Raw genomic sequence first — 20,438 nt, forward strand, 5'->3', positions numbered from 1 at the left:
AACCAGGTTGTCGATTAAGGTGCGCAAGATCAGCCTCCCCAAGGATGAATGCCTATATAATAACCAGTTTAGTCATTTACGTCAAGGGTTCTAACCCTAAAGGACTAGTACCAACCATAAATTGACAACCGTAATGTCCATCCCTATTCTTTAGAACATGGCTGACCTGGAAAGAATACAAACGGCATTGAACCTCCGTTTCAAGAATCCGGCGTTATTGGAAACCGCGCTGGTGCACAGCTCCTACCTGAACGAACGACCCGGCCAGGGACGAATTTCCAACGAAAGACTCGAATTCCTCGGCGATGCGGTTTTGGGGCTTTTCATCGCCGATATGCTGTATCGGACGTTTCCCGGCGAAGACGAAGGGACGCTCACCCGCTATCGGTCGATCCTGGTGCGCCGCGAAACTCTGTCTCGGCTCGGGACGTCGCTTAAACTAGGAGAATACCTGTACATGGGGCGGGGCGAGGACTCAAGCGGCGGCCGCGCCAAGCCAGCCAATTTATCCCGCGCCCTGGAGGCTCTCATTGCGGCGGTGTACCTTGACCAGGGCAGCGAAGCCGCCGGACGGTTTATAAGGCGCCTATTTGCCGCCGACATCGAGCGGCTGGAAGCGCTCAGCGCCATCGCCGATTCCAAAAGCCGGCTGCAGGAGATCGTTCAGAGCCGGTTTCAGACAACGCCGGCCTATACCGAAACCGAGATATCAGGCCAATCCGGCGAGAAAATGTTCGTCGCTACGGTATCGGTCAGGGAAGCAGTAATGGGACGCGGAGAGGGGCGGACCAAGAAAGAAGCCCAGTCACGAGCCGCGCAACAAGCCCTCGATGAATTGGGGACACGCTTTACACCCTGAGTTCGCTTTGTTAAACTTGGATTCGAATAAATTCAAAATGAGGGACTCAAATGGGACAACGAGACAAAGGCGGAAGAGAACAGAAAAAGGCTAAAAAAGATGCCTCCAAGCCGATCGTTTCATCTTCTTTCACACCGCCACCCCCACCTGTCGAAGTAATGAAGACCAAGGGCAAGAAACCCAAGGCTGAATAACGGGCAACCATCAAAATGTCTAAAACCACGGCGGTGCGCCTGTCATTCGGCGGGAGGGTGCAGGGAGTGAATTTCCGAGATTTCACCAGACGGGAGGCCGCCGGTTTTAAAATCGTGGGTTATGTCAAGAATATGCCTGACGGAACCCTCGAAGTTATCGCCGAAGGCCAACGGCCGGACCTACTCCACTTTATCGAAGTCCTCATGTCCGGTCCACCCGGCGCGATCGTCAATACAGTCGACACCCAATGGGTCGAGCCAACCGGTGCATACTCCGATTTCCGCATAGCGTTTTAGAATCTCCACTCTCCCCTTTTTCCCGTTCATTCTATTGTTCAGCAGAGAATTTAAAGGATATAATCTGACGCCATGAAATTCGCCTGGTATTACCGGTTGGTGCGCCTGTCTGCGAGAATCGTATTCATACTCACCCGGGTCAAAATCATCGGCAAGGAAAACGTGCCAACTTCCGGCCCAATGCTGGTTTGCAGCAACCACATTCACCTGGCCGATCCGCCGCTTTTAGGTCTCAATCTGCCTAGATATCCTGTTTATTTCCTCGCCAAGAAGGAACTCTTTAACAATAAATTCGTCGGATTTATTTTCAGGGGATCCGGCACCATACCGGTTAACCGCACCGGCGTCTCCGGCGAAGGCATCAAATTATCCCAGTCCGCTTTTAAACGGGGCGGTGCGATCATCATCTTCCCGGAAGGCAAGCGCAACCCGGCGGCGACATTGTGCCAAGCTCTGCCCGGGGCGGCTTACCTGGCAGCCACCTTCGGAGTGCCGGTGGTCCCAACAGCCATCCTCGGCACCGAGAACATCAAAGGTAAATGGTGGTTTTTGAAGCCGCGGACGGTCACCATCAAGTTCGGTAAACCATTCAACCTGGATGCAGGCTCGGATAAGAACGATAGGGACGCACTCGCCGCCCAAGGCGAGCGGATAATGAAAGCGATCGCCGAACTGCTGCCGCAGGCAAATCGCGGCGTGTACGGGGAAGAAGCGTGAAAATCGAACGGGCGGCGGACCTCGGTTTCTGCTTCGGGGTCAGGCGTGCCCTCGGCATTCTTGAAGATGCGGCACGCCAAAAAGGCGGAGTCGAAACCCTCGGCGCCTTGGTGCATAACCGCCAGGTCATGGCAAGGTTGAACGGACTCGGTGTCAGGACAGTGAACGACGTTTCCGAAATTACCGGAAAAACCGTCGTCGTTAGTTCACATGGCGTGGGTCCCAGAGTGCTGCAGGACATCAGGGAGCGCGGCATCGAGATCGTCGACACCACCTGCCCGTTCGTGCAACGCGCGCAAACGGCGGCACGCCGCCTGTCCGAGGCGGGCTTTTTCACCGTCATCTACGGCGACGTCAATCACCCTGAAGTGAGGGGCATACTTGGCTGGGCTGAAGGCCACGGCATCGCCACCTTATCGGCCGGAGACCTCGACAGTATCGAACTGCCGCGTCACATCGGACTACTGTCGCAGACGACCCAGGTTCCCGCCCGATTCATCGATTTTGCCAAGCGGGTCACTGAAACTGCAATGGTCAAGGACGCCGAGCTCCGCTTGGTGGATACCGTGTGTCACGACATCCGCAAACGTCAGGCGGCAGCCCTGGAACTTGCCGGCCGCGCCGATCTGATGCTGGTCATTGGCGGGCACCACAGCGCCAACACGCGACACCTTGTGGACCTATGCGCCGCCAAAACGGAGACTCACCTGGTGGAAACCGAAGCCGAAATCGACCCGTCGTGGCTTAAAGGTAAAAACCTGGTCGGGGTCACGGCTGGGGCTTCCACCGCGCCCGAGACCATCGATTCAGTGGTGCGCCGCCTCGAAGATCTAGCAGGGTAGCCCCTGCGTCACCAACCCCAGACTGCTTCGTCGCCATGCTCCTCGCAGAGACGGCCGTTGAAAACCCTCGCATCGAAAGCGTGCGTTATGTTAAAATTGTCTTTCGTTAAGGAGTCTCATTTACGATGAAAAAGCGCGTTTTTTCCGGCATCAGGCCTACAGGCCGCATCCACCTGGGCAACTACCTGGGTGCGGTGCAGAACTACGTGGCGATGCAGGATGAGTTCGAATGCATCTATTGCGTTGTCGATATTCACGCCCTGACGACGCTTGAAGACACCCATCTGCTTAAGGAAAACGTCCGCGAAATGATCACCGACCTGCTGGCGGCGGGACTCGATCCAAACAAATGCGCCCTGTTCGTCCAGTCTCACGTGCCGGAGGTAACCGAACTCTTCACTCTGCTGGGGATGGTGACACCTCTCAGTTGGCTGCTCCGGGTGCCAACCTTCAAAGAAAAGGTCAAGCAGCAGCCCCAAAATGTCAATTACGGGCTGGTGGGCTACCCGGTGCTGATGACCGCCGACATCGTCCTGTACAAGGCTGAGGTGGTTCCGGTCGGCGAAGACCAATTGCCTCATCTTGAACTGGCGCGGGAGATCGTCCGGCGGTTCAACGACCAGTTTGGCGACACTTTCCCCGAACCAAAAGCCCGCATGACCACGTTCCCGATGGTGGTGGGTCTTGACGGCCGTGAGAAGATGAGCAAATCGCTGAATAACCACATCGAACTGGCCGCTACTCCTGAAGAGACAATGAAGAAGGTAATGAGCGCCGTCACCGACCCTGCAAGAATGCGGCGTACCGACGTGGGACATCCGGAAGTTTGCAATATTTACAAGCTGCAGCAAAACTTCAACCCGCAAGCCATCGATGAGATCGCTTCAGGCTGCCGGTCTGCTTCCCGCGGCTGCGTGGAATGCAAGAAGCAACTCGGAGCTTCCATCAATGAATTCCTGGCGCCCATCCGTACCCGCCGCATCGAGATCGCCAAGGACCAGGCTTATATCGATAGAGTGATGAAAGAAGGCGCCGAAAAAGCCCGGAGTATTGCCATGGTAACGATCACTGAAGTGAAGCAAAGAATGGGGTTGCTGTAATCTGTCCCAGGTTTGAGGGTGGCTTTTCACCCTCTCCTTTTATCCTTTCCCATCGAGGGAGAGGAAAATGAGAGCGATATGACTTCTGTAATACTGAAAGTCACCTGTCAGGACAAAAAGGGGCTCATCGCCGCGGTTTCCGGTTTCATATCACAGAATCGGGGCAACATCATCACGCTGGATGAATTCGTCGACAAGGCTTCCAATACTTTTTTCATGCGGATCGAGTGGGATATCCAGGATTTCTCGATCGCCCGCGAAAAAATCGCCCCGGCGGTTGCACACGTTTTCGCAAGCGGCGGTTTCGGCGGTAAATGGGAATTGGTCTTTTCCGATACCAAGCCCCGGATGGCTATCTTCGCCTCCAGGTTCGACCATTGCCTGTGGGACTTGCTGCTGAGGCATAAGGCTGGTGAACTGCGGTGCGATATCCCGGTCGTTATCTCGAACCATGAAGATCTGCTGCCTGTCGCCGAGTTCTTCGGCGTGCCATACCACGTCGTTCCCAAGACCTCCGAGAACAAGTTCCAGGCCGAGCGCAAAGAGTTCGAGATCCTCGAGGACTACCAGATCGATTTCGTCGTCATGGCCCGTTACATGCAGGTCCTCTCCGAGGATTTCCTGTCACGGTACGAGAACCGAGTTATCAATATCCATCACTCGTTTCTTCCGGCCTTCGAGGGCGCCAAGCCCTATCACCAGGCATTCGAGCGTGGAGTAAAGATTATCGGTGCAACGGCTCACTTTGCCACGGTAAATCTCGATAAAGGGCCGATCATCCACCAGGCAACGCTGCCGATCTCACACCAGGATACGGTTGACGATCTCATCACCAAGGGCCGGGATATCGAGAAGAGAGTTTTATCCGACGGGGTGAAGCTGTATATTGCCAACCGTGTCTTTGTCCACGGCCATCGCACGATCATTCTTTAAACACTAAAAGCCCGTCCATGGTTTGCTTCGACGAGCTCAGCACAGGCTCGCGCTCACCACGAACGGGCTTGCATTATGGCTGATTAGACTCCATCACCGCGATAGCATCCATCTCGATTAAAAAGTCAGGGTTGGCAAGGCCAGACACTATGGCGGTAGTGACGGCGGGCGGGTTAGGCCGTCTGCCCCAGAACTCTTGGAACGCCTCGAAACCCAAGAGAAGAGACTGTCCCTGCACGAGATAGATGTTCCATTTAACGATATTCTCCGGAATGCCTCCCGCGGCTTTAACAGCCGTTTCCAGATTAGCCAGAACCTGCTTGGTCTGACGCTTGATATCGCCTTTCCCGACGATATTTCCTGATGCGTCGATCGGGTCCTGGCCTCCAATATAAATCGTCTTAGTATAGCCGAGAACCGAGACAACGTTAGTGAATACAGGGTTCTTATTCAGCCCGTCGGGATTGAAGTACTGGATTGCCATAGATTATGATTTTCCTTCGAACGCCTTCACAAGCGCTACGAGATCGATCTTCTTCATCTTGAGGAAGACCTTCATCATCCTCTCGACTTTAACTGTATCAGGGTCCTTCATCATATCTGTCAGTGCGGCCGGCGTCACCTGCCAGGAAACACCATATTTATCTTTGAGCCAACCGCACACACTCTCCTCGCCGCCTTCGGTCAACCGCTCCCAGTAGTAATCGATCTCCTTTTGGTCTTTGCAGTCAACCATGAATGAAACTGCTTCGTTGAAAGCGAATTTGTGCTCCAGGGCGCTGTCCATGGCGACAAATTTCTGCCCGGCGAGGCTGAACACGCCGTGGTTAATTGTGCCCGGTTTGTCTGCTCCGCCTTCCCCATATCGAGATAACATTACGATCCCGGAATCAGGAAAGATCGAAACGTAGCGATTGATAGCGTCCTCGCAGTGACCAGCTTGCCTGCCGACGTACATGAGGCATGGCTGTATCTTCTGGGTAGGCTTTTCAGCCAGCATCACCTGCCATGAAAGTCCGAATTTATCATTCAGCCACCCGAATTTTTTGGCGAAAGGGTAATTCTGGTATTCCATGAGCACGGACCCACCCTGGCTAAGGCCTGTCCACATCCGATCGGCTTCCTCCTCGGTTTGGCACATGATGAAGAAAGAAACGGAGGGGTTGAATTTGAAAACCGGGCCACCATTAAGAGCAATAAAATCATAGCCTTCGAGCTGGAACTCGACGGTTAACACCGACCCTTCGGGCATACCGGACACTTTGGCTCCCTCGGCGCCGTAGTGAGAGACGTAGCCCTTGCGAGAATTGTTAAAGAGTGAAGTATAAAGGGCAACAGCCTCCTCGGCATTGTTATCGAACCAAAGGTTCGGCGTTATCTTCTGCATAATTTCCTCCTAACTTAACAAGCGGGAATTTGATTACATGTCGCTTTGGCCAAACTGGAGCATCCAGTTGAAACCAAACTTATCGATCAACTGGGCATAGGTGCCAAAAAATTCTTCCTTCAAGGGTTGTTGAATCTGGCCACCCTCCTTCAATTTGGCGTAGAAGCCGTCGATCTCCTCCTTGCTCTGGCATACCAGAGTCAAAGCCACCGTGTTGCCGGGAATGCGCTGTTCCGGAGTCAGCCAATCGGAAGCCATAATAACCACTCCATCTGCGCGCAGGATGGAATGAAGAATCTTGTCCTTGACCTCTGGGCGCTGAACGGCCATAGGCGATTGCCCTACGGTCATGATCTTCAGTTCGCCGCCAAAGATCTTTTGGTAAAACTCCATTCCCTGCTTGCAGTCACCGGCGAAATGAAGGTACGCATTTAGAATGGCCACGATACCCTCCTTCGATATATTACTGTTCTAGTGAACTTGTTATAAATCTACGATAGCCTTGAAACCGCCAAAAGCCGTCCGCTTGACATCGAAAGGCATCGGCTGATTTGGCTGGGTATTCATAAACGGATCCGCCATCACTTTGGCGTTCACTTCGTCACGATGCTCCCGCGATTTATAGACGATGAACGAAAAGGCGACAGTCTCGCCGGTTTTGGCGCCGGCAATCTCAGGGAATGTAAGCCCTTTCATTTCTCCAGGCGTCTCAGGGTTCAGATCATCGCCTATGCATTCGACATACTCAAGCGCCCCATATTTTTTCCAGATCTGGCCGGATTCCTCTGCAAGTTTGCGATAGGCTTCAAGATTTCCTTTGGGTACAACGATAACAAATCCGTCAACGTACCTCATCTCCAAGACTCCTTTCCTGTTTCGCTTGTTCCGAATATAAAGAAGCGCAGACAACCGTTAATTGCACCTATGGATAAAAAAATGCCGGGATCTGCTACTTCGACCCGAGGTAGCAATGCCAGTCCAGGGACTGTTCCGCTTCCATTTCAGGGCTGCGACCGGAGAACCCGGGCAACGGCATTTGAAAACCACCCACCATCGGCGGAACGGCGCATGCTTTTTGGCCGAGGCTTAGCAGCTGGCGTTCCGGAGGAACAGAGACAGCCGGCAGCAATGCTACCAAATGCGTATCTTGCACGACTTGTTTCGTGACCATCGCAATTACTTATACCCCATTGCCGGCGTGATTGGAATAGGTAGTTTTACCTAATTTTGCAGGGAAAAACCCGAGATTACAGAGGTTGGCCGGCTGAGAGGTTCACCGTTTCGGTTTTCCAACAGGTTGGAACCGCATCGCCGACCAGGTATCGTCAATCGAAATCATGGCGATCCCGGCCATGCCGAACTTGGCCATCTCGGCCCATAAAATGTAGCGGTTAACATCGGCCGGCATTCTGGAGTTATTAGCTGAATAAGCGATCCATAACAGACCGCCGGGCTTCAATGCCCGAAGGATTTTCGGTAACTGAAGAAGGAATTCCAGCTTGCCAGTGACAAAAACCTGGATAAAATCAAGGCTCGCTTTGATCGATATATCGTCCATTACCGGAATCCCGATCCGATCCAGGTAATCCGGCGGAGCATTAAGGATGGCGGCTTGATATTCCCTTTTAAAGAGGAGTTTCTTGACTAATTCTTCGTCCACTGAGCCAGCATATTACGCCGGTCTTTTTGAGTCAATGATAAATTGGAGTAAATTGGTCTTGTGACGATACAGATCAAGCGGGCTTACCAAGCAGCCGAAAAATCAGACGGCTACCGCATTCTGGTCGACAGGCTCTGGCCGCGTGGCATCTCTAAAGAAAAGGCTGGAATCGACCTCTGGCTCAAAGAAGTGGCGCCGAGCACTGAACTTAGGAAATGGTTCGGGCACGATCCTGAGCGCTGGCTGGAGTTCAAGTCCAAATACCGGACTGAACTCAAGGATCACACGGACCTAGTGGACCAGTTGAAGCAGGCTGAAGCTGACCACAAAACGATTACACTGGTTTATGCAGCCAAAGATGAGAGCCACAACGAAGCCGCTGTTTTGAAACAGGCGCTCGAAGCTACCAGATGACAGTTCAGCCCTTCTGCTGAATCGCCCGCATAAATGTCAGGAGCCCGCGCATTATTTCGAGCGGAGAAGGCGGATTGCCGGGGATCTTGAAGTCGACGGGAAGGATTTTGTCGGCGGCGCCGAGAACCGCATAGCTGTCTTTGACCAAACCGATGCCGCAAGCATCGTCACCCACCGCCACTACCCAACCCGGTCGAGGCATGGCTTCGAAGGTCTTCCTGGCGGCTTCGGCTATGGCCAGCGTCACCGGCCCGGTTATGACGATGACATCGGCATGCCGGGGAGAGGCGACAAAACTGACCCCGAAGCGCTCGACGTCATAATGGGGTGTGCCGAGGTTATTGAGCTCGATCTCCGCCGAGTTATCGGAACCCGAATCCACCTCACGGATAGCCAAGCTTCGTCCAAACACACGGTCGATTTCTGATTTAAGCACAATCCCGACAGTTTCGAATTCCTCGTCCCGGAAGGCGACCGCGCCAGCGCGCTTGGGCGAGAGAATATTGTTTATCAGACTTTTTGTGCTCATAGATCATTGCCCGCGTATGATAAGTTCAGACTCTTGTTGATGAGAGGGAAGTCCGGCACGATATTGCCAATGACCGCGTGTTGAATGGCCAGCCAGTTACTGAAGGAGGACGTCCTGACCTTCCAGCGGTCAACTCGTCCGTCTTTGAGGCAGACCCAATTCAAGTTCTGCCCTCTTGCAGCTTCAACCAGCGACAATGCATACCCGCTTTCCGGCCGGCAATCAACTCTCACCGGACCGGCTTGGGTTTTGGTAATAATGTCCCCGATCAGACGTAGCGATTCTTCAATTTCACCAGCTTTAACCTGGAACCGACTCAGGACATCGCCGGAATCCCCGATCTCAACCTCAGGCTTGAACTCCTCATATAATCCATAGGGGTGATCGACCCGGGTATCAATAACCGTCCCGGAGGCGCGGGCGGTCGGTCCCGTAAGGTTTAGCGGCGCAACAAGTTCGCGCTTCACGATGCCGGTGGTTTCAAAGCGGTCTATTACCCAAGCGGAATCATAAATTCCGTCAAGAGCCTGGTTGAAGCGGTTTGAAAAGCAAAGGGTGTATTCTTTCAGATCTTCAAGGTGTTCGTGCGATAAATCCCGGGCGCAGCCGCCCGGCACAATGAAACCCTTGAGAAACCGGGAACCGGTCAATTCAGCGTTCCAGCGCATTATCTCCTCGCGGAGGACGAAGAAAGGAGCCGCCCCAACCGGATAAGCCACATCCACCGACATTCCGGCCAGGTCGCCGAGGTGGGAGTAGACCCGCTCGAGCTCGAGCACGATCATCCGCAACTCCCATCCACGCCGCGGCACATTCACGCCGGCGATGCATTCGACCGCCATGGCGAAGCCGCAGGCGTTAACCGCGCTTTCGTCGCCCGAGACCGTCTCCGCCAGTTTCAATGCTTCATCAGTGGTTTTCCCCTCAGCCAGTTTCTCTATACCGCGATGTTTCCAGAAATGTCTGATCTCCAGGTTGAAAATGGTTTCGCCGATAACGCTGAACCTGAAATGACCGGGTTCGATGATACCGGCGTGGACTGGTCCCACCGGGATCTGGTAAACGCCCTCACCTGTGATCTCTTTAAACCGGTACTCCCGCGCCGGAGTGATTTTGGCGGATTCAGGACGGTGGCCATCGAAAGATTTCAAGAGCGGATGAAAATCATCCGCGTAAGCCTCGTGGAGAAACAATCTGCGGGTATCGAACGAACCGGTGAATTCGATGCCAAAACCGTCGGCGATTTCTCGCTGGAAGTAGCTGGCGATGGGGTATTCAGAAGCTATGGAAATCGCCCGGTTGCCCACCAGCCTTACCTCAAGGACGAAGAGGTCCCTGGCGCCACGCCATTCGAAGCAATAGAACAAGGTGAAACCGTCGTTTGTAAAATCCTGGGCCGCCCAGAGACCGATCAACAGCACGTCCTGCTGTTTTTTCAATAAAGCAACGGCTTCAACCAGAGCCACAACGCTGACTGACAAGTGAGTTTCACCGCTGGATCCTTTGCGGCTGCGGCTATCGAAACCCTTGTTATAGAGGTGTTGTTCAACCACAGATATCAGATTCTGCATATGCTACAAACCCAGGTCCGAAACGATGGTGTTCAGAGTCGTATTCAGCCATCCGGGGAGGTAGACGCCGAGGGCAAACAAGCCGATTAAAACCGCCACTATGGGAGCTTTCATCGCCAGGGGTGTTATATAGGGCTGGATAGTCTCGTCATCCGGCTGGGAAAATGCCCGCACCAGGTAATAGCCAAAACCCGCCGCCACCAGCAAAAAGCCAGCCAAAACAGCGATGAACAAAGGCAAAGCCTGAGAAGCCATGACCGACAGGACATTGAACTTTGCCAAAAATACCGGCAGAGTCGGCGTGCCTACGGCGGCTGCTGAGCCGAGGATTAAACCCCAGGCCGCCAATGGCTGCAGCCTGAACGGACTTTTCACGGCAAAGAACTTGTTGGAATTGTACTGGCGGTGGAAAATGCCCGCGGAGAAGAATAGCAAGGCTTTAACCAGTGCATTGCCGGCTTTGTGAAACAGTGCCCAGAACAGAGCTATCGGGGAACCCAAACCTATCGCGATAAGTATCAGTCCCGCCTGTTCCACGCCAGAAAAGGCGATGACCTTCTTAGTATTGGTTCGAGCGATCAAAGCTAAGGCGGCCACGAAAATGCTGACGGCTCCGAATGTTATCAAAAAGGGGTTCAGAAAACTATCGTCGCCAGCCCGGTGCCCGATGGCGTATAGCCGGATGATGGCGTAAAGTCCGAGATTGAGTACGGCACCGGAAATGACGGCTACCACCGATGGTGCCCTGACATAGACCGTGGGCAGCCAAGTATGGAAGGGGACGATAGCCGACTTGGCAGCGAAGCCGATAAACAGAAGCACGAAGGCAAAGGTATAGAGCTTAGGGGGGATGGCGGAGGCTGCCGACATCAGGTCGGTCCAATTGAGGGTACCTCCCGGAACTGCGGAGCGCGATAGGGCGAACAGGACGATGACGCCGATGAAAGCGAATAGCATGGCCGTCGACGTCACGAAAACGTACTTTAGCGCTGCGGTGATGTTCTCCCTGGCTTTTAACGTTACCAGGAGAACGACCGAGAACAGCGTGGAAAGCTCTGCAAAGATCCACATCAGCGCGATGTTGTTGGCCAAAAAGCCCATGACCAGGACTAGTGGCAACAGGGCAAAAGCACCGTAAAACAGGCCAAGAAGCGACCTCTCGATCTCCCCTCGCTCCAGGAGTGAAGCCAGGTAGCCACGGGAATAAACCGCCGATAAAAGAAAGAGCACGGTGGTGATCAATATCTCGTAAGCGCCGAAAGTATCAGCAAAAAGGTAGTGATTGCCCACCAGAAAACGCGGAAGGTCGGACACCGCAAGCCACACCGCCAGACCCAGATAAACGACCGACTCGGCGATGAGCAGGCTGTTGAGCAAGCGTCCATCGGTCTGGGGATGGAAACGTCCCAGTAAGAACGACACCGCGGCAATTATCACCGCCGGCGCGGCAAACCCGACTATGATCATGAAATCCATCAGTCTTCAGACTCCAGGCCGAGCTGGCTCAACCGCTTGTGAAAGGCTTCAACCGAAGAATCTATGCCGAAAGCGAGAACCGTAGACAGGACGATGATCATCAATAAGTCAACCACGATCAAAACCTCGATGATGAAGGGCATTTCGGCAATAAAGAGTGAAAACAGCAGCACGCCGTTCTCCATGGTGAGATAACCGATGATCTTGGTGACAACCTTACGGCGGCTCATCACGACTAGCATGCCCATGAGCGCCAGCGATACACCGATCACCGCTCCGAGAAGGAACAACGGACCGACCGAAAGTGAAGCCGAGAACACGTTGAATGCTGTGTAGACGACGAAAAACAGAGCCGCCGAGAGCATGATGGAGCCTATCGGCGTCAAATAACGGAACTCCAGGTCGCGCTTGATGGGCATCACCGCCAGAAGGCGGCGCAGGAACATGGGGATGATGATCACCTTGGACAATATTGTGAGCAGCGCCATCAGAAGCAGGCTCAAGGTCGCCTCGCGGGAGAACAGGACCAAAGCGATCGCCGCGAGTATACCCGACTGCAACGCATAAATCGAGAAAAGCGATGTTAAAGACCGCTGAGTGATAATCAGGGCGGCGCTGCCGATCAAGAATACCAGTAATATCTTGATGATGTCATCGCCGAACAGCATATCTGTCATGCCAGCAACTCAAAGACAATAGTAGCGAAAGAGAAAAACAGCGCCAGGATAAAAAAGCTGGGCAGGCGGAACAACCTGATCTTGGCCATCATCGATTCAAATACCCCGACGACAATGGAGAAAATCATCACTTTGGCCGTAAAACTCACTATCGACACGATAATCGGAACGACCCCCACATTCGCCGCAAGACCGACGGGCAAAATAATGTTGATCGAAAGCGCCATGAGGATGGTCTGCTTGATGCCCTGCGATAGTTCCATGAGGGCCAGCTTGGGCCCGGTCTGCTCGAGAATCATAGCCTCGTGAATCATGGTGAGTTCAAGATGTGTTTCCGGGTTATCCACCGGGACACGGGCAGTCTCGACGATGATGACGATGAATAGCGAAAACGCCACCAGGATGAGGGTGGGGTACTGGGAAATCGATCCGTTCAGGGTTGTCGCAAACATCTCAGGGATATCGGTAGATTTGAGTACAAACGCGAGAGCCGCGACCGAGGTAATGGTCACCGGCTCGATAATGGCAGACAGGCTCATTTCACGGGAAGATCCCATACCGCCGAAGGTCGACCCGGCGTCCAAACCGGCCAGTGCCACAAAGAATTTCGCCGTCACCATAAGGTATAAGAATAAAATGATGTTACCGATCCCCGAAACATCCGGGAGGAAAACCATAGGCACCATCACCGAAGCAGCCAGCAGGAATCCGATATTCAGATACGGCGCCAGGCGCATGATAAACGAGGAATTTTGAGAGTAGACAATCTCCTTCTTAAACAGCTTGAACAGGTTGTAGTAACCCTGAAGGAGCGGAGGGCCGATCCTGCCTTGAGAGTAGGCTTTCACCTTTTTTACCAGGGTCATGGCCAATGGCGATAGAGCCACCACGAAAATGGTATTCAACAAGAGATAAAGAGCAGTGTTCAAGATCACAGCAGTTGCCCAACCGCCAGTAAGATGATCACGATGACTGCGAAAACGTACATGACATTGGCATCAAGGTCAACGTTATGGAGCGCGGAGACCCATGACGCAATGCGCTTGACGAACAACGCTATGGGCAAATAGATTCTCTCCTCAAAGAATTGCAGGGTATGAACTTCGCCCGAACCGCCAGAAACGATCGATTTATCCTTATCGGCGAACTCCCGCTTACCGATCTTCCTGGTGCGGAAAATGGGACTGAATATCGTGATGATAGGTTCGGAGAATCCGGAGGCGGTGTACTCCATGCGGCTTGTCTGGGTATGGATGCCGCAACCCCAAGTTTCTGAGATACGGGCTCTGGTCTCCATCCGCCTGACGGCTAGTACCGCCAGACCGAAAACCAGAAGAGCCACCAGGCTCACGGGCAGGACATTGGGCACCGGCAAGTCCAGACCGACAACTTTAAGAATCTGATAGCTTAAGACACCGAGGACAACACAGGCCGCCGCCAGGATGCCGGGGCCGACAAGCATCGCCCTCGGCGCCTCATGGGCATGTTCCGCTTCATGCGACCTGGGAAGTGCCAGGAAGACCGCGCCGAACGCCTTCACGAAACAGGCGGCAGCCAGGGCGCTCATCAACGCAAAACCGGCCAGCGCGGTGAACAACAACACGGCCGTCAAGGGACTGGGCACCTGGAAAGCGCCGAGGTAAGCCTGGAAAAGCATCACCTCCGAAGCGAAGCCGTTTAAAGGAGGCAGCGCCGAAATGGCGACCGAGCCGATCAAGAAAATCACCGCCGTCGCCGGCATGGTTTTTACAAGACCGCCCATTTCCTCGATGTTACGGGTATGGGTGGCAGCTACCACTGAACCGGCGGTCATAAACAGCAGGCTCTTGAATATCGCGTGGTTTAGAATGTGGAACAAAGCTCCAAACAGGGAAAGGTCGGCCAGAGTGCTCAAATTGTAATGGCTGAAAATGACCCACAAGCCGAGGCCGACGACGATGATCCCGATGTTCTCGATCGAATGAAATGCCAGTAATTTCTTGAGATCATGTTCTTTGAGGGCATAGATGACGCCAAGAACCGCCGAGACGGTGCCGAAGACCAACAATAGTGTCCCCCACCAAAGTTCAGGCGACAGGACATCGAGCAGGATTCGAACCAAGCCATAGATCGCCACTTTGATCATGACACCGGACATCAGGGCAGAGATGTTCGATGGAGCGGCGGCATGGGCGAAGGGCAGCCATTTATGGAAAGGTATGATTCCGGCTTTGGTGCCAAAGCCGATAAAGAACGCGCTAAAAATAATTCCGGCCGTCGAGAGGGTCAGTCCGCCGGCAGACGTGATATCGAAGGTCCCGGTGTACCGGTGTAATAAAAGAGCACCAAGCAAGAGGAAGAGAGTCGAAAATTGGGTCATCACCAAGTAATAAATCCCGGCTTTGGCAGTTTCTGCCTTTTCCCGGTCAAACATCACCAGAAATAAAGATGACAGCGACATCAGTTCCCAGAAAAAGATAAAGGCGAAGAAATTGGCCGAAGCCACGACCAGCACCATAGAAAGGATGAATACCGACATCGCCGCCACCGACATGTCGCGGCGGGACTGGCTGCCGGTATGCTCGACGTAACGAAGCGAGTAGACGGCGACGCAGGCCGCCACCGAACTGATGATCAGTATGAAAAATGCTGCCAGACGATCCAGGTGGAAGGAGATGCCTAGCTGCGGTGTAACCTGATGAAGCTGGAATGTAAGGTCGGAGTTCTCAGCAAGGACGATACCGGAAGCCGCTATCAAGGAGAATGCGCCGGCTATCACAAGCCCCAGAGCAACGCGCCGTCTGCCGCCCCGGTTCCCGGTGATCGCCGCTGCCGCGGCCAACACCAGAGCCGCCCCGCCGCCGAGGAATAGCCCCTCTATCACTTTGTTTTAATGTCCATACGACGCCGCGCCGGGTGCTGTGAAAAGTAAAAGGAAGCCCTCCCGGGACTTCCTCACATGCTGTCTTTGTTAATGGAAGAATATTCTAGACATCTCGTGCTGAGGTGTCAAGAGAAAGACCCCAGGGAGTAACCGCGCCGATAGCGGCGTTCCTCAGCGCCTCATGATAAATGGTATATAATCCAGACGTGGTAAAAAAGAACAAGCGGCGAATTCCCAGCGACAAATCAACGGGACATCCCGGTTATCTTGAGGCTCTCCCGATTCTCGATCTGCACGCACTCACCGTGGTCGAAGCCTTGCCAAAGGTCGACGAATTCCTACATTCATCGTTCCAGGCGGGCTATTTCAGAGTGAGGATCGTCCACGGCAAAGGCACAGGCGTCTTGAAGATGGAAGTAACCCGGTATCTAGCTACCCATCCATTAGTGCTCCGCTACCTGCCCGCCGACTGTTATCATGGCGGTTCCGGCGTCACCGATGTGGACCTTACATACCATTGAAAAACGGGACGCAGTAAGTCTGCGTCCCGTTTCGAGTCACGATTCAAGTCTGGTCTAGACGGCAGTGGTAACGGGCTCCGTTTCCGCCACCCGTACGCGATCTGCGATCGAAGTGAGAAATTCGACGATCGAATCTGAGGGATTGATGTGCGGCGGTTTCAAATGGGCCAGTTCGGCCCCGCTGGCCTGCTGCTTCATTTTGTACAATTTGAAAGCGCCATGGGGCAGGACAGTGGCATCCATCGGCTGCAGGCCGGTGAACTCTTCCAATTCGGCGTAAGGCGTGTCCAACTTTTTTAACTCAGAATGGATCGCCGACGCCACCTCCTCGGCCGACCTGGTTTCCTGCCGTTTCAGTTCGACATAAACGTGAAGCTCGGGCTTATCGCCGACGATCTCCTTGCGGGCAGTCCAATCTTCATATTCTACGCCGGAGTTTTCCAGCGCCTGCCAGATAACCTTTTCCGACAACCTGGTGAAACCCGCGATATCTATCTGGTCATCAAGCCTGGTCAGGAAGCGCATCTGCGGGATGTCGATATTCAGTGTGTCGTTCCGGAGAGCCGTTATCTCAACCAGGTGTCCCAAGCGGTATCTGACAAAGGCGCCTCCGTGAAGATTGGTGATCACCAATTCATACTTTCCCGGTTTGAGCTCGTCCATAAGGAAAGTCTCGGGTTGGTATGCCGAATCCTGCCAGCACTTGACGGCTTCGGCTTCGGGGATGAATTCGAAAAAGTTCATGTGGGGGACGAAGGTCATACCCTCATGGTCCCAGGTCTGCATGGCGATTACAGGCGCTTCGGTGCAGCCGTGGAAGTCCAAGGGATACTGGCCCCACATGTCTTTGATCTTTTCACGGAAGACCTCACCGTCGATACCGTAGGTGATCAGGCCTTTGAGTTTCCACAGGTCTTTGGGCAGCATCTGACGCCCAGCCAGTTTTGAGACGACCTTACCCTTGACCAGACGCGCCAGCGTCCGGGGACGCTTCAACAATTTCTTGATATCTACCGAGCCGCCGCTATGCTTGAACCGCTCGCCGATGGCATAAGCCACACTGGACATAGATAGAACCCAATCCATGCCATGGTCCAGTCCCATCTTGAACCCGGTGTTGATGCGTTCTTCAAACGAGGCCTGCTCCGCTTCCGACACCGGTGGCAGGAAATCGAACATCTCGTGGGGGAAGACACGAGTCATCGTGCCGGTGGCGTAGGGTGGCGGAGCCATCCCGTACAGGACGCGGTCACCGGGGCGGATCTTGATGTCGTATCTCTTTGTAGCCGCAGAAAAGAAAGACAGGGCGAACACCAGAGCCTCAGTTTCGTCAAGCATCCTCGCGGTCACCGGCGCCCAGCGGTAAGAGTATTCCGCGCTCTTCCCTGAGGTGTACTGCCAAAGGATAGGTTTGCGGGGCAGCACCTCCCAACGGCGCTTCAAAAGGTAAGGGGCATAGTCCTCGTAGCTGGTCAACGGCACCATCTTGCGGAACTCTTCAACGTTCGTCGGATTGGCACCCTTTAAAATGCCCTTGCCTAATTGGCAATTTTTCAGGAGTTCGAGTTGCTCCATAAGCAGCCTCTTCTGGATACCCATGAACTCCTGGAGCGAAAGGTCGATGAAGCCGCAGCAGCGGTCCCACATCTCATCGTATTTACCCTGGCGGAATAGTTCTGAAAGCTGGCTCACCTTCTTAGGCCTCCGGTAATTTATTTCTTCTAAAGCCTTCAAAGAAGGCAGAAACACTATTTCGATTAGGCACGATCATCGGGGTAGTCTTCTGGTAAATGGCATAACCGGAAAACATGTGCGGGAAGATTTTCCGGTCCTGAACGTAAACCAGGATCAGGGACAGGATTGTCCAGGCTATACCGGCTTCAACTGCCAGTATTGAACGAGAACCCAGCGCCAAGCCGGTCATGGAAAGGGCGAAGAACAATAGCCAGGGATGGCGGACGAGGGCATAGACCCCGCGAGTTACCAATTGGCCACTGCTCCCGGGTTTGATGTAAGTTCTGACCGCGGGCAGGGCGAAATAGAGCGAGTAAACCGTGAGCCAAGCTGACACGCCCATGATCGCCCAACCGGCTATTGAAGCCCACTCAGGTAATCCGAATTTCCGGCAGGCGATGGCAACCATCGTGGCGGAGACAGCAATCAGCATTGTCCCAAAAAACGAAAGAGCCGGTTTGATGAAGGGCGCCTTTTTTATGGACGCAAAGTCCAGAAGGTGCATTAGCAGAAACCCGGCGGCGCCCAGCAGAATGTATGTCATAGTACTTTTTCGGGAGACACTATGACATTCGTAGGATACGATTGGAAGGTATAAAGTACTAGAATAATGTTCTAGTCAAAGCTGGGTCACGAATAAAAAAATTCCCCCGGGATCCGGGGGAAGCAGTTTGTGCGCCATTTTCCTGGGTTCTTTTGTACTGCTATTTCCACTTGATCTTGACTTCCCGGCCCTCTTCCGGGACGTCTTTGTTGGCTTCCTTATCCAGGCCAGCCATCTTGCTGGTGATTTCTTTCATGTCGATAGGCCCGTCTTTGCCGAGCTCAAGACCATAACCGATGAAAAAATCGACAAAGCTCTTGAGAAGCTTCTTGGTATCTTCCTGGAAACCGGCCATCTCATCTTTGAGGGCATATTTGTAGCTCTCTTTGTTGAGCATCTTGGCGACATCGGCCTTGACAGCTTCAAGGTCTTCGCGAGTCACGACGCTGGCGGGAGACGGCGAGCCTTTGAGATGGCTTTCGATCAACAGATCGATGAATTCCGCCTGTGAGGTGTCGCCGCGGTTATCATCGATTTTCTTAACCAGCTCGACTGGTAAGATGAGCATGCGTTTTTCGGTCATACAGGCTCCTGTCTAGGGCGTCTCTTCGCCGTCGTCTTTGAGATTGAGGGTGTCGAGGATCTCGTCGATGTTCCGCAAAAGACTAAGCCCCTTCTTGGTTACCCGGTAGGCGACCGAAGGATTGCCCAGCTTTACTCTGTCGATCAGTTCCCGCTCGACCATAAAATTGAGGTACTTCTGCAGTTGAAAATAACTCATATTGACGGAGTACATTATCTCCGTCTTGCCTGCTTCGCCTAAGCGTAGCATATCGGCAATTATTTCGATACTTGACCGTCGGCGGTCTAATCTCATTCCTTAATCCAGAGAACCAAAGTTCTGTTTCTATCCAGATTAACTAGTACTATTATACTACCCAAGTCAAGGGTGGAGGGTGTATGATATGCGCAACGCTGAAAAGCCCCTTCAGGAGGCGCGAATGAAGGCTGACGAACTGTTACGGGCAATGGTCAAGGTCGGAGCTTCCGATATGCACCTGAAAGTGCCCAATCCGCCTGTTTTCAGGATCGACGGCGTCCTGAAAAGGCAATCTCAGTATCCCTGCATCAATGCCGCCGACATGGAACGGTTGATGCGGGAGATGACAACCCCGCAGCAGCAGGAGACTTTTTACGCCACCAAGGAATTGGATTTCGCTATCTCCGTTCCCGATGTCTCAAGGTTCAGGGTAAACATTCTCTTCCAACGCGGCACAATTTCCATCGCCGTGCGCATGGTGCCTTTCCAGATTATGACCATCGATATGCTGAATCAGCCGACGATATTCAAAAGCCTGATCATGAAACCCAGGGGTTTGATCCTGGTCACCGGACCGACCGGTTCCGGCAAATCGACCACCATGGCAGCCATGTTGCAGCACCTAAACGAGAACCGCAACTCAAGCGTGATCACGATCGAAGACCCTATCGAATACGTCTTCCAGGACAACAAGTGCATCATCGCCCAGCGGGAACTCGGCGGGGACACCAACTCCTATCCTATCGCCCTGCGTCATGCGTTGCGCCATGACCCGGACGTCATCGTCGTCGGCGAGATCCGTGATGTGGAGAGCCTGACCACCGCCATCGCCGCCGCCGAAACCGGCCACCTGGTGCTTGGAACCCTCCACACCATCAACGCCGTCCAGACGGTAGACCGGGTTATCGACATGTACCCGCCGGGACAACAGCACCAAATTCGGCTTCAACTCTCCCAAGTATTGGAAGCCATAATCTCCCAAACCCTGGTGATCCGGTCAAACGGCCGCGGCCGTGTCGGCGTTTACGAGATACTACTGGCCACTACGGCTGTCCGGAACCTGGTCCGCGAGGGCAAGACGTTCGAACTGCAGTCGATAATGCAGCTCAACCGGCAGATGGGAATGCAGACGTTAGACCAGCACCTGGCGGAACTTGCCGCCAACGGAGTTATTGCCAAAGAAGAAGCCTTGATGAAGAGCGATAATCCCGAACGGCTCGAGCGTCTGATCGAGGAAGCCAAACGTAACGTCAAGGGGCCTGATCCCTTCAAACGCTGACGGCCATTCAGGTTTGAAATC

Annotated in this window: 26 protein-coding genes; 10 read left to right on the forward strand and 16 right to left on the reverse strand. The window is 53.6% G+C overall.

What is annotated here, in order from left to right; genetic code table 11:
* Window positions 1–157 precede the first annotated feature (157 nt).
* The 7 genes from rnc (at window position 158) to purU (ending at window position 4,942) form a co-directional block, all read left to right on the forward strand.
* On the forward strand, window positions 158–859 hold the full coding sequence (gene rnc, locus HX448_RS08610; RefSeq protein ID WP_102331500.1) for a ribonuclease III: 702 nt from the start codon (window positions 158–160) through the stop codon (window positions 857–859).
* Between the two features lie 50 nt (window positions 860–909).
* Window positions 910–1,053, forward strand: coding sequence for a hypothetical protein (locus HX448_RS08615; protein ID WP_190259858.1), 144 nt, complete (start codon window positions 910–912; stop codon window positions 1,051–1,053).
* 15 nt (window positions 1,054–1,068) lie between these two features.
* Complete coding sequence (locus HX448_RS08620; RefSeq protein WP_102331501.1) at window positions 1,069–1,350, forward strand: acylphosphatase; 282 nt, start codon at window positions 1,069–1,071, stop codon at window positions 1,348–1,350.
* 72 nt (window positions 1,351–1,422) lie between these two features.
* Complete coding sequence (locus HX448_RS08625) at window positions 1,423–2,067, forward strand: lysophospholipid acyltransferase family protein (RefSeq protein ID WP_102331502.1); 645 nt, start codon at window positions 1,423–1,425, stop codon at window positions 2,065–2,067.
* Window positions 2,064–2,909 (forward strand): 4-hydroxy-3-methylbut-2-enyl diphosphate reductase, encoded by an 846-nt coding sequence (gene ispH / locus HX448_RS08630; RefSeq protein ID WP_102331503.1) that lies wholly within the window; start codon window positions 2,064–2,066, stop codon window positions 2,907–2,909. The genes HX448_RS08625 and ispH overlap by 4 nt, the downstream gene beginning before the upstream one ends.
* Before the next feature lie 125 nt (window positions 2,910–3,034).
* Window positions 3,035–4,009 (forward strand): tryptophan--tRNA ligase, encoded by a 975-nt coding sequence (gene trpS, locus HX448_RS08635; protein ID WP_102331504.1) that lies wholly within the window; start codon window positions 3,035–3,037, stop codon window positions 4,007–4,009.
* Between the two features lie 78 nt (window positions 4,010–4,087).
* Window positions 4,088–4,942 (forward strand): formyltetrahydrofolate deformylase, encoded by an 855-nt coding sequence (gene purU, locus HX448_RS08640; protein WP_102331505.1) that lies wholly within the window; start codon window positions 4,088–4,090, stop codon window positions 4,940–4,942.
* 73 nt (window positions 4,943–5,015) lie between these two features.
* On the opposite strand, the gene HX448_RS08645 is transcribed toward purU, so the two are convergent.
* The 6 genes from HX448_RS08645 to HX448_RS08670 all read right to left on the reverse strand — a co-directional run bounded on the left by HX448_RS08645 (window position 5,016) and on the right by HX448_RS08670 (window position 7,989).
* Complete coding sequence (locus tag HX448_RS08645; protein ID WP_102331506.1) at window positions 5,016–5,426, reverse strand: RidA family protein; 411 nt, start codon at window positions 5,424–5,426, stop codon at window positions 5,016–5,018.
* Window positions 5,427–5,429: 3 nt separating this feature from the next.
* Window positions 5,430–6,329 (reverse strand): VOC family protein, encoded by a 900-nt coding sequence (locus HX448_RS08650; RefSeq protein ID WP_102331507.1) that lies wholly within the window; start codon window positions 6,327–6,329, stop codon window positions 5,430–5,432.
* 33 nt (window positions 6,330–6,362) lie between these two features.
* Window positions 6,363–6,773 (reverse strand): VOC family protein, encoded by a 411-nt coding sequence (locus HX448_RS08655; protein ID WP_102331508.1) that lies wholly within the window; start codon window positions 6,771–6,773, stop codon window positions 6,363–6,365.
* A 39-nt stretch (window positions 6,774–6,812) separates the two neighbouring features.
* The gene (locus HX448_RS08660; protein ID WP_102331509.1) at window positions 6,813–7,184 is read right to left on the reverse strand and encodes a DUF1428 domain-containing protein; all 372 of its coding nucleotides are present in this window, start codon (window positions 7,182–7,184) and stop codon (window positions 6,813–6,815) included.
* 94 nt (window positions 7,185–7,278) lie between these two features.
* Window positions 7,279–7,467, reverse strand: a complete 189-nt coding sequence (locus HX448_RS08665) for a hypothetical protein (protein WP_162486012.1) — start codon at window positions 7,465–7,467, stop codon at window positions 7,279–7,281.
* A gap of 135 nt (window positions 7,468–7,602) precedes the next feature.
* Window positions 7,603–7,989 (reverse strand): hypothetical protein, encoded by a 387-nt coding sequence (locus HX448_RS08670; RefSeq protein WP_102331511.1) that lies wholly within the window; start codon window positions 7,987–7,989, stop codon window positions 7,603–7,605.
* A 66-nt stretch (window positions 7,990–8,055) separates the two neighbouring features.
* Between HX448_RS08670 and HX448_RS08675 the strand changes: the two genes are divergently transcribed.
* Window positions 8,056–8,403, forward strand: coding sequence for a DUF488 domain-containing protein (locus HX448_RS08675; protein WP_102331601.1), 348 nt, complete (start codon window positions 8,056–8,058; stop codon window positions 8,401–8,403).
* 4 nt (window positions 8,404–8,407) lie between these two features.
* Here HX448_RS08675 and HX448_RS08680 read toward each other — a convergent pair whose 3' ends face one another.
* From HX448_RS08680 to HX448_RS08705, 6 genes are read right to left on the reverse strand one after another with little or no spacing between them, the layout of a single operon-like run.
* Window positions 8,408–8,932, reverse strand: a complete 525-nt coding sequence (locus tag HX448_RS08680; RefSeq protein ID WP_102331512.1) for an NADH-quinone oxidoreductase subunit B family protein — start codon at window positions 8,930–8,932, stop codon at window positions 8,408–8,410.
* Window positions 8,929–10,503, reverse strand: coding sequence for a hydrogenase large subunit (locus HX448_RS08685; protein WP_102331513.1), 1,575 nt, complete (start codon window positions 10,501–10,503; stop codon window positions 8,929–8,931). The genes HX448_RS08680 and HX448_RS08685 overlap by 4 nt, the downstream gene beginning before the upstream one ends.
* Before the next feature lie 3 nt (window positions 10,504–10,506).
* Window positions 10,507–11,979, reverse strand: coding sequence for a proton-conducting transporter transmembrane domain-containing protein (locus HX448_RS08690; RefSeq protein WP_102331514.1), 1,473 nt, complete (start codon window positions 11,977–11,979; stop codon window positions 10,507–10,509).
* Window positions 11,979–12,656 carry a hydrogenase subunit gene (locus HX448_RS08695; protein WP_102331515.1) on the reverse strand — a complete coding sequence of 226 codons (678 nt, stop codon included), beginning with the start codon at window positions 12,654–12,656 and terminating at the stop codon, window positions 11,979–11,981. Before HX448_RS08695 ends, HX448_RS08690 begins: the two co-directional genes overlap by 1 nt.
* Window positions 12,653–13,591 carry a respiratory chain complex I subunit 1 family protein gene (locus tag HX448_RS08700; protein ID WP_190259860.1) on the reverse strand — a complete coding sequence of 313 codons (939 nt, stop codon included), beginning with the start codon at window positions 13,589–13,591 and terminating at the stop codon, window positions 12,653–12,655. Before HX448_RS08700 ends, HX448_RS08695 begins: the two co-directional genes overlap by 4 nt.
* A complete protein-coding gene (locus tag HX448_RS08705) occupies window positions 13,588–15,519 on the reverse strand; it encodes a proton-conducting transporter transmembrane domain-containing protein (RefSeq protein ID WP_102331516.1) in 1,932 nt (643 codons plus the stop codon). Before HX448_RS08705 ends, HX448_RS08700 begins: the two co-directional genes overlap by 4 nt.
* A 188-nt stretch (window positions 15,520–15,707) precedes the next feature.
* Between HX448_RS08705 and HX448_RS08710 the strand changes: the two genes are divergently transcribed.
* Entirely contained in the window at window positions 15,708–16,040 is a 333-nt protein-coding gene (locus HX448_RS08710) for a Smr/MutS family protein (RefSeq protein WP_102331517.1), read from the forward strand.
* Between the two features lie 54 nt (window positions 16,041–16,094).
* Here the strand turns inward: HX448_RS08710 and HX448_RS08715 are convergent, their stop codons facing one another.
* From HX448_RS08715 to sso10a, 4 genes are all read right to left on the reverse strand, one after another.
* Entirely contained in the window at window positions 16,095–17,732 is a 1,638-nt protein-coding gene (locus tag HX448_RS08715; RefSeq protein WP_102331518.1) for a GH3 family acyl-acid amido synthetase, read from the reverse strand.
* Between the two features lie 4 nt (window positions 17,733–17,736).
* Window positions 17,737–18,318 carry a methyltransferase family protein gene (locus HX448_RS08720; RefSeq protein WP_102331519.1) on the reverse strand — a complete coding sequence of 194 codons (582 nt, stop codon included), beginning with the start codon at window positions 18,316–18,318 and terminating at the stop codon, window positions 17,737–17,739.
* Between the two features lie 160 nt (window positions 18,319–18,478).
* The gene (locus tag HX448_RS08725; RefSeq protein WP_102331520.1) at window positions 18,479–18,901 is read right to left on the reverse strand and encodes a hypothetical protein; all 423 of its coding nucleotides are present in this window, start codon (window positions 18,899–18,901) and stop codon (window positions 18,479–18,481) included.
* A gap of 12 nt (window positions 18,902–18,913) precedes the next feature.
* On the reverse strand, window positions 18,914–19,195 hold the full coding sequence (gene sso10a / locus HX448_RS08730) for an Sso10a family chromatin protein (RefSeq protein WP_102331521.1): 282 nt from the start codon (window positions 19,193–19,195) through the stop codon (window positions 18,914–18,916).
* A 124-nt stretch (window positions 19,196–19,319) separates the two neighbouring features.
* Between sso10a and HX448_RS08735 the strand changes: the two genes are divergently transcribed.
* On the forward strand, window positions 19,320–20,417 hold the full coding sequence (locus HX448_RS08735; RefSeq protein WP_102331522.1) for a type IV pilus twitching motility protein PilT: 1,098 nt from the start codon (window positions 19,320–19,322) through the stop codon (window positions 20,415–20,417).
* The last annotated feature ends 21 nt before the right edge of the window (window positions 20,418–20,438 follow it).

The organism is Dehalogenimonas etheniformans, assembly GCF_014672715.2.
Classification (GTDB): Bacteria; Chloroflexota; Dehalococcoidia; order Dehalococcoidales; family Dehalococcoidaceae; genus Dehalogenimonas; species Dehalogenimonas etheniformans.

Bases quoted from the DNA above. Each gene is read 5' to 3' on its own strand.
- HX448_RS08710 (WP_102331517.1), top strand. From the start codon at position 15,708: ATGGTATATAATCCAGACGTGGTAAAAAAGAACAAGCGGCGAATTCCC.
- HX448_RS08650 (WP_102331507.1), bottom strand. From the start codon at position 6,329: ATGCAGAAGATAACGCCGAACCTTTGGTTCGATAACAATGCCGAGGAG.
- HX448_RS08625 (WP_102331502.1), top strand. From the start codon at position 1,423: ATGAAATTCGCCTGGTATTACCGGTTGGTGCGCCTGTCTGCGAGAATC.
- HX448_RS08620 (WP_102331501.1), top strand. From the start codon at position 1,069: ATGTCTAAAACCACGGCGGTGCGCCTGTCATTCGGCGGGAGGGTGCAG.
- HX448_RS08735 (WP_102331522.1), top strand. From the start codon at position 19,320: ATGAAGGCTGACGAACTGTTACGGGCAATGGTCAAGGTCGGAGCTTCC.
- HX448_RS08660 (WP_102331509.1), bottom strand. From the start codon at position 7,184: ATGAGGTACGTTGACGGATTTGTTATCGTTGTACCCAAAGGAAATCTT.
- HX448_RS08720 (WP_102331519.1), bottom strand. From the start codon at position 18,318: ATGACATACATTCTGCTGGGCGCCGCCGGGTTTCTGCTAATGCACCTT.
- trpS (WP_102331504.1), top strand. From the start codon at position 3,035: ATGAAAAAGCGCGTTTTTTCCGGCATCAGGCCTACAGGCCGCATCCAC.
- HX448_RS08725 (WP_102331520.1), bottom strand. From the start codon at position 18,901: ATGACCGAAAAACGCATGCTCATCTTACCAGTCGAGCTGGTTAAGAAA.
- HX448_RS08695 (WP_102331515.1), bottom strand. From the start codon at position 12,656: ATGACAGATATGCTGTTCGGCGATGACATCATCAAGATATTACTGGTA.
- rnc (WP_102331500.1), top strand. From the start codon at position 158: ATGGCTGACCTGGAAAGAATACAAACGGCATTGAACCTCCGTTTCAAG.
- purU (WP_102331505.1), top strand. From the start codon at position 4,088: ATGACTTCTGTAATACTGAAAGTCACCTGTCAGGACAAAAAGGGGCTC.
- HX448_RS08690 (WP_102331514.1), bottom strand. From the start codon at position 11,979: ATGGATTTCATGATCATAGTCGGGTTTGCCGCGCCGGCGGTGATAATT.
- sso10a (WP_102331521.1), bottom strand. From the start codon at position 19,195: ATGAGATTAGACCGCCGACGGTCAAGTATCGAAATAATTGCCGATATG.
- HX448_RS08645 (WP_102331506.1), bottom strand. From the start codon at position 5,426: ATGGCAATCCAGTACTTCAATCCCGACGGGCTGAATAAGAACCCTGTA.
- HX448_RS08680 (WP_102331512.1), bottom strand. From the start codon at position 8,932: ATGAGCACAAAAAGTCTGATAAACAATATTCTCTCGCCCAAGCGCGCT.
- HX448_RS08615 (WP_190259858.1), top strand. From the start codon at position 910: ATGGGACAACGAGACAAAGGCGGAAGAGAACAGAAAAAGGCTAAAAAA.
- HX448_RS08685 (WP_102331513.1), bottom strand. From the start codon at position 10,503: ATGCAGAATCTGATATCTGTGGTTGAACAACACCTCTATAACAAGGGT.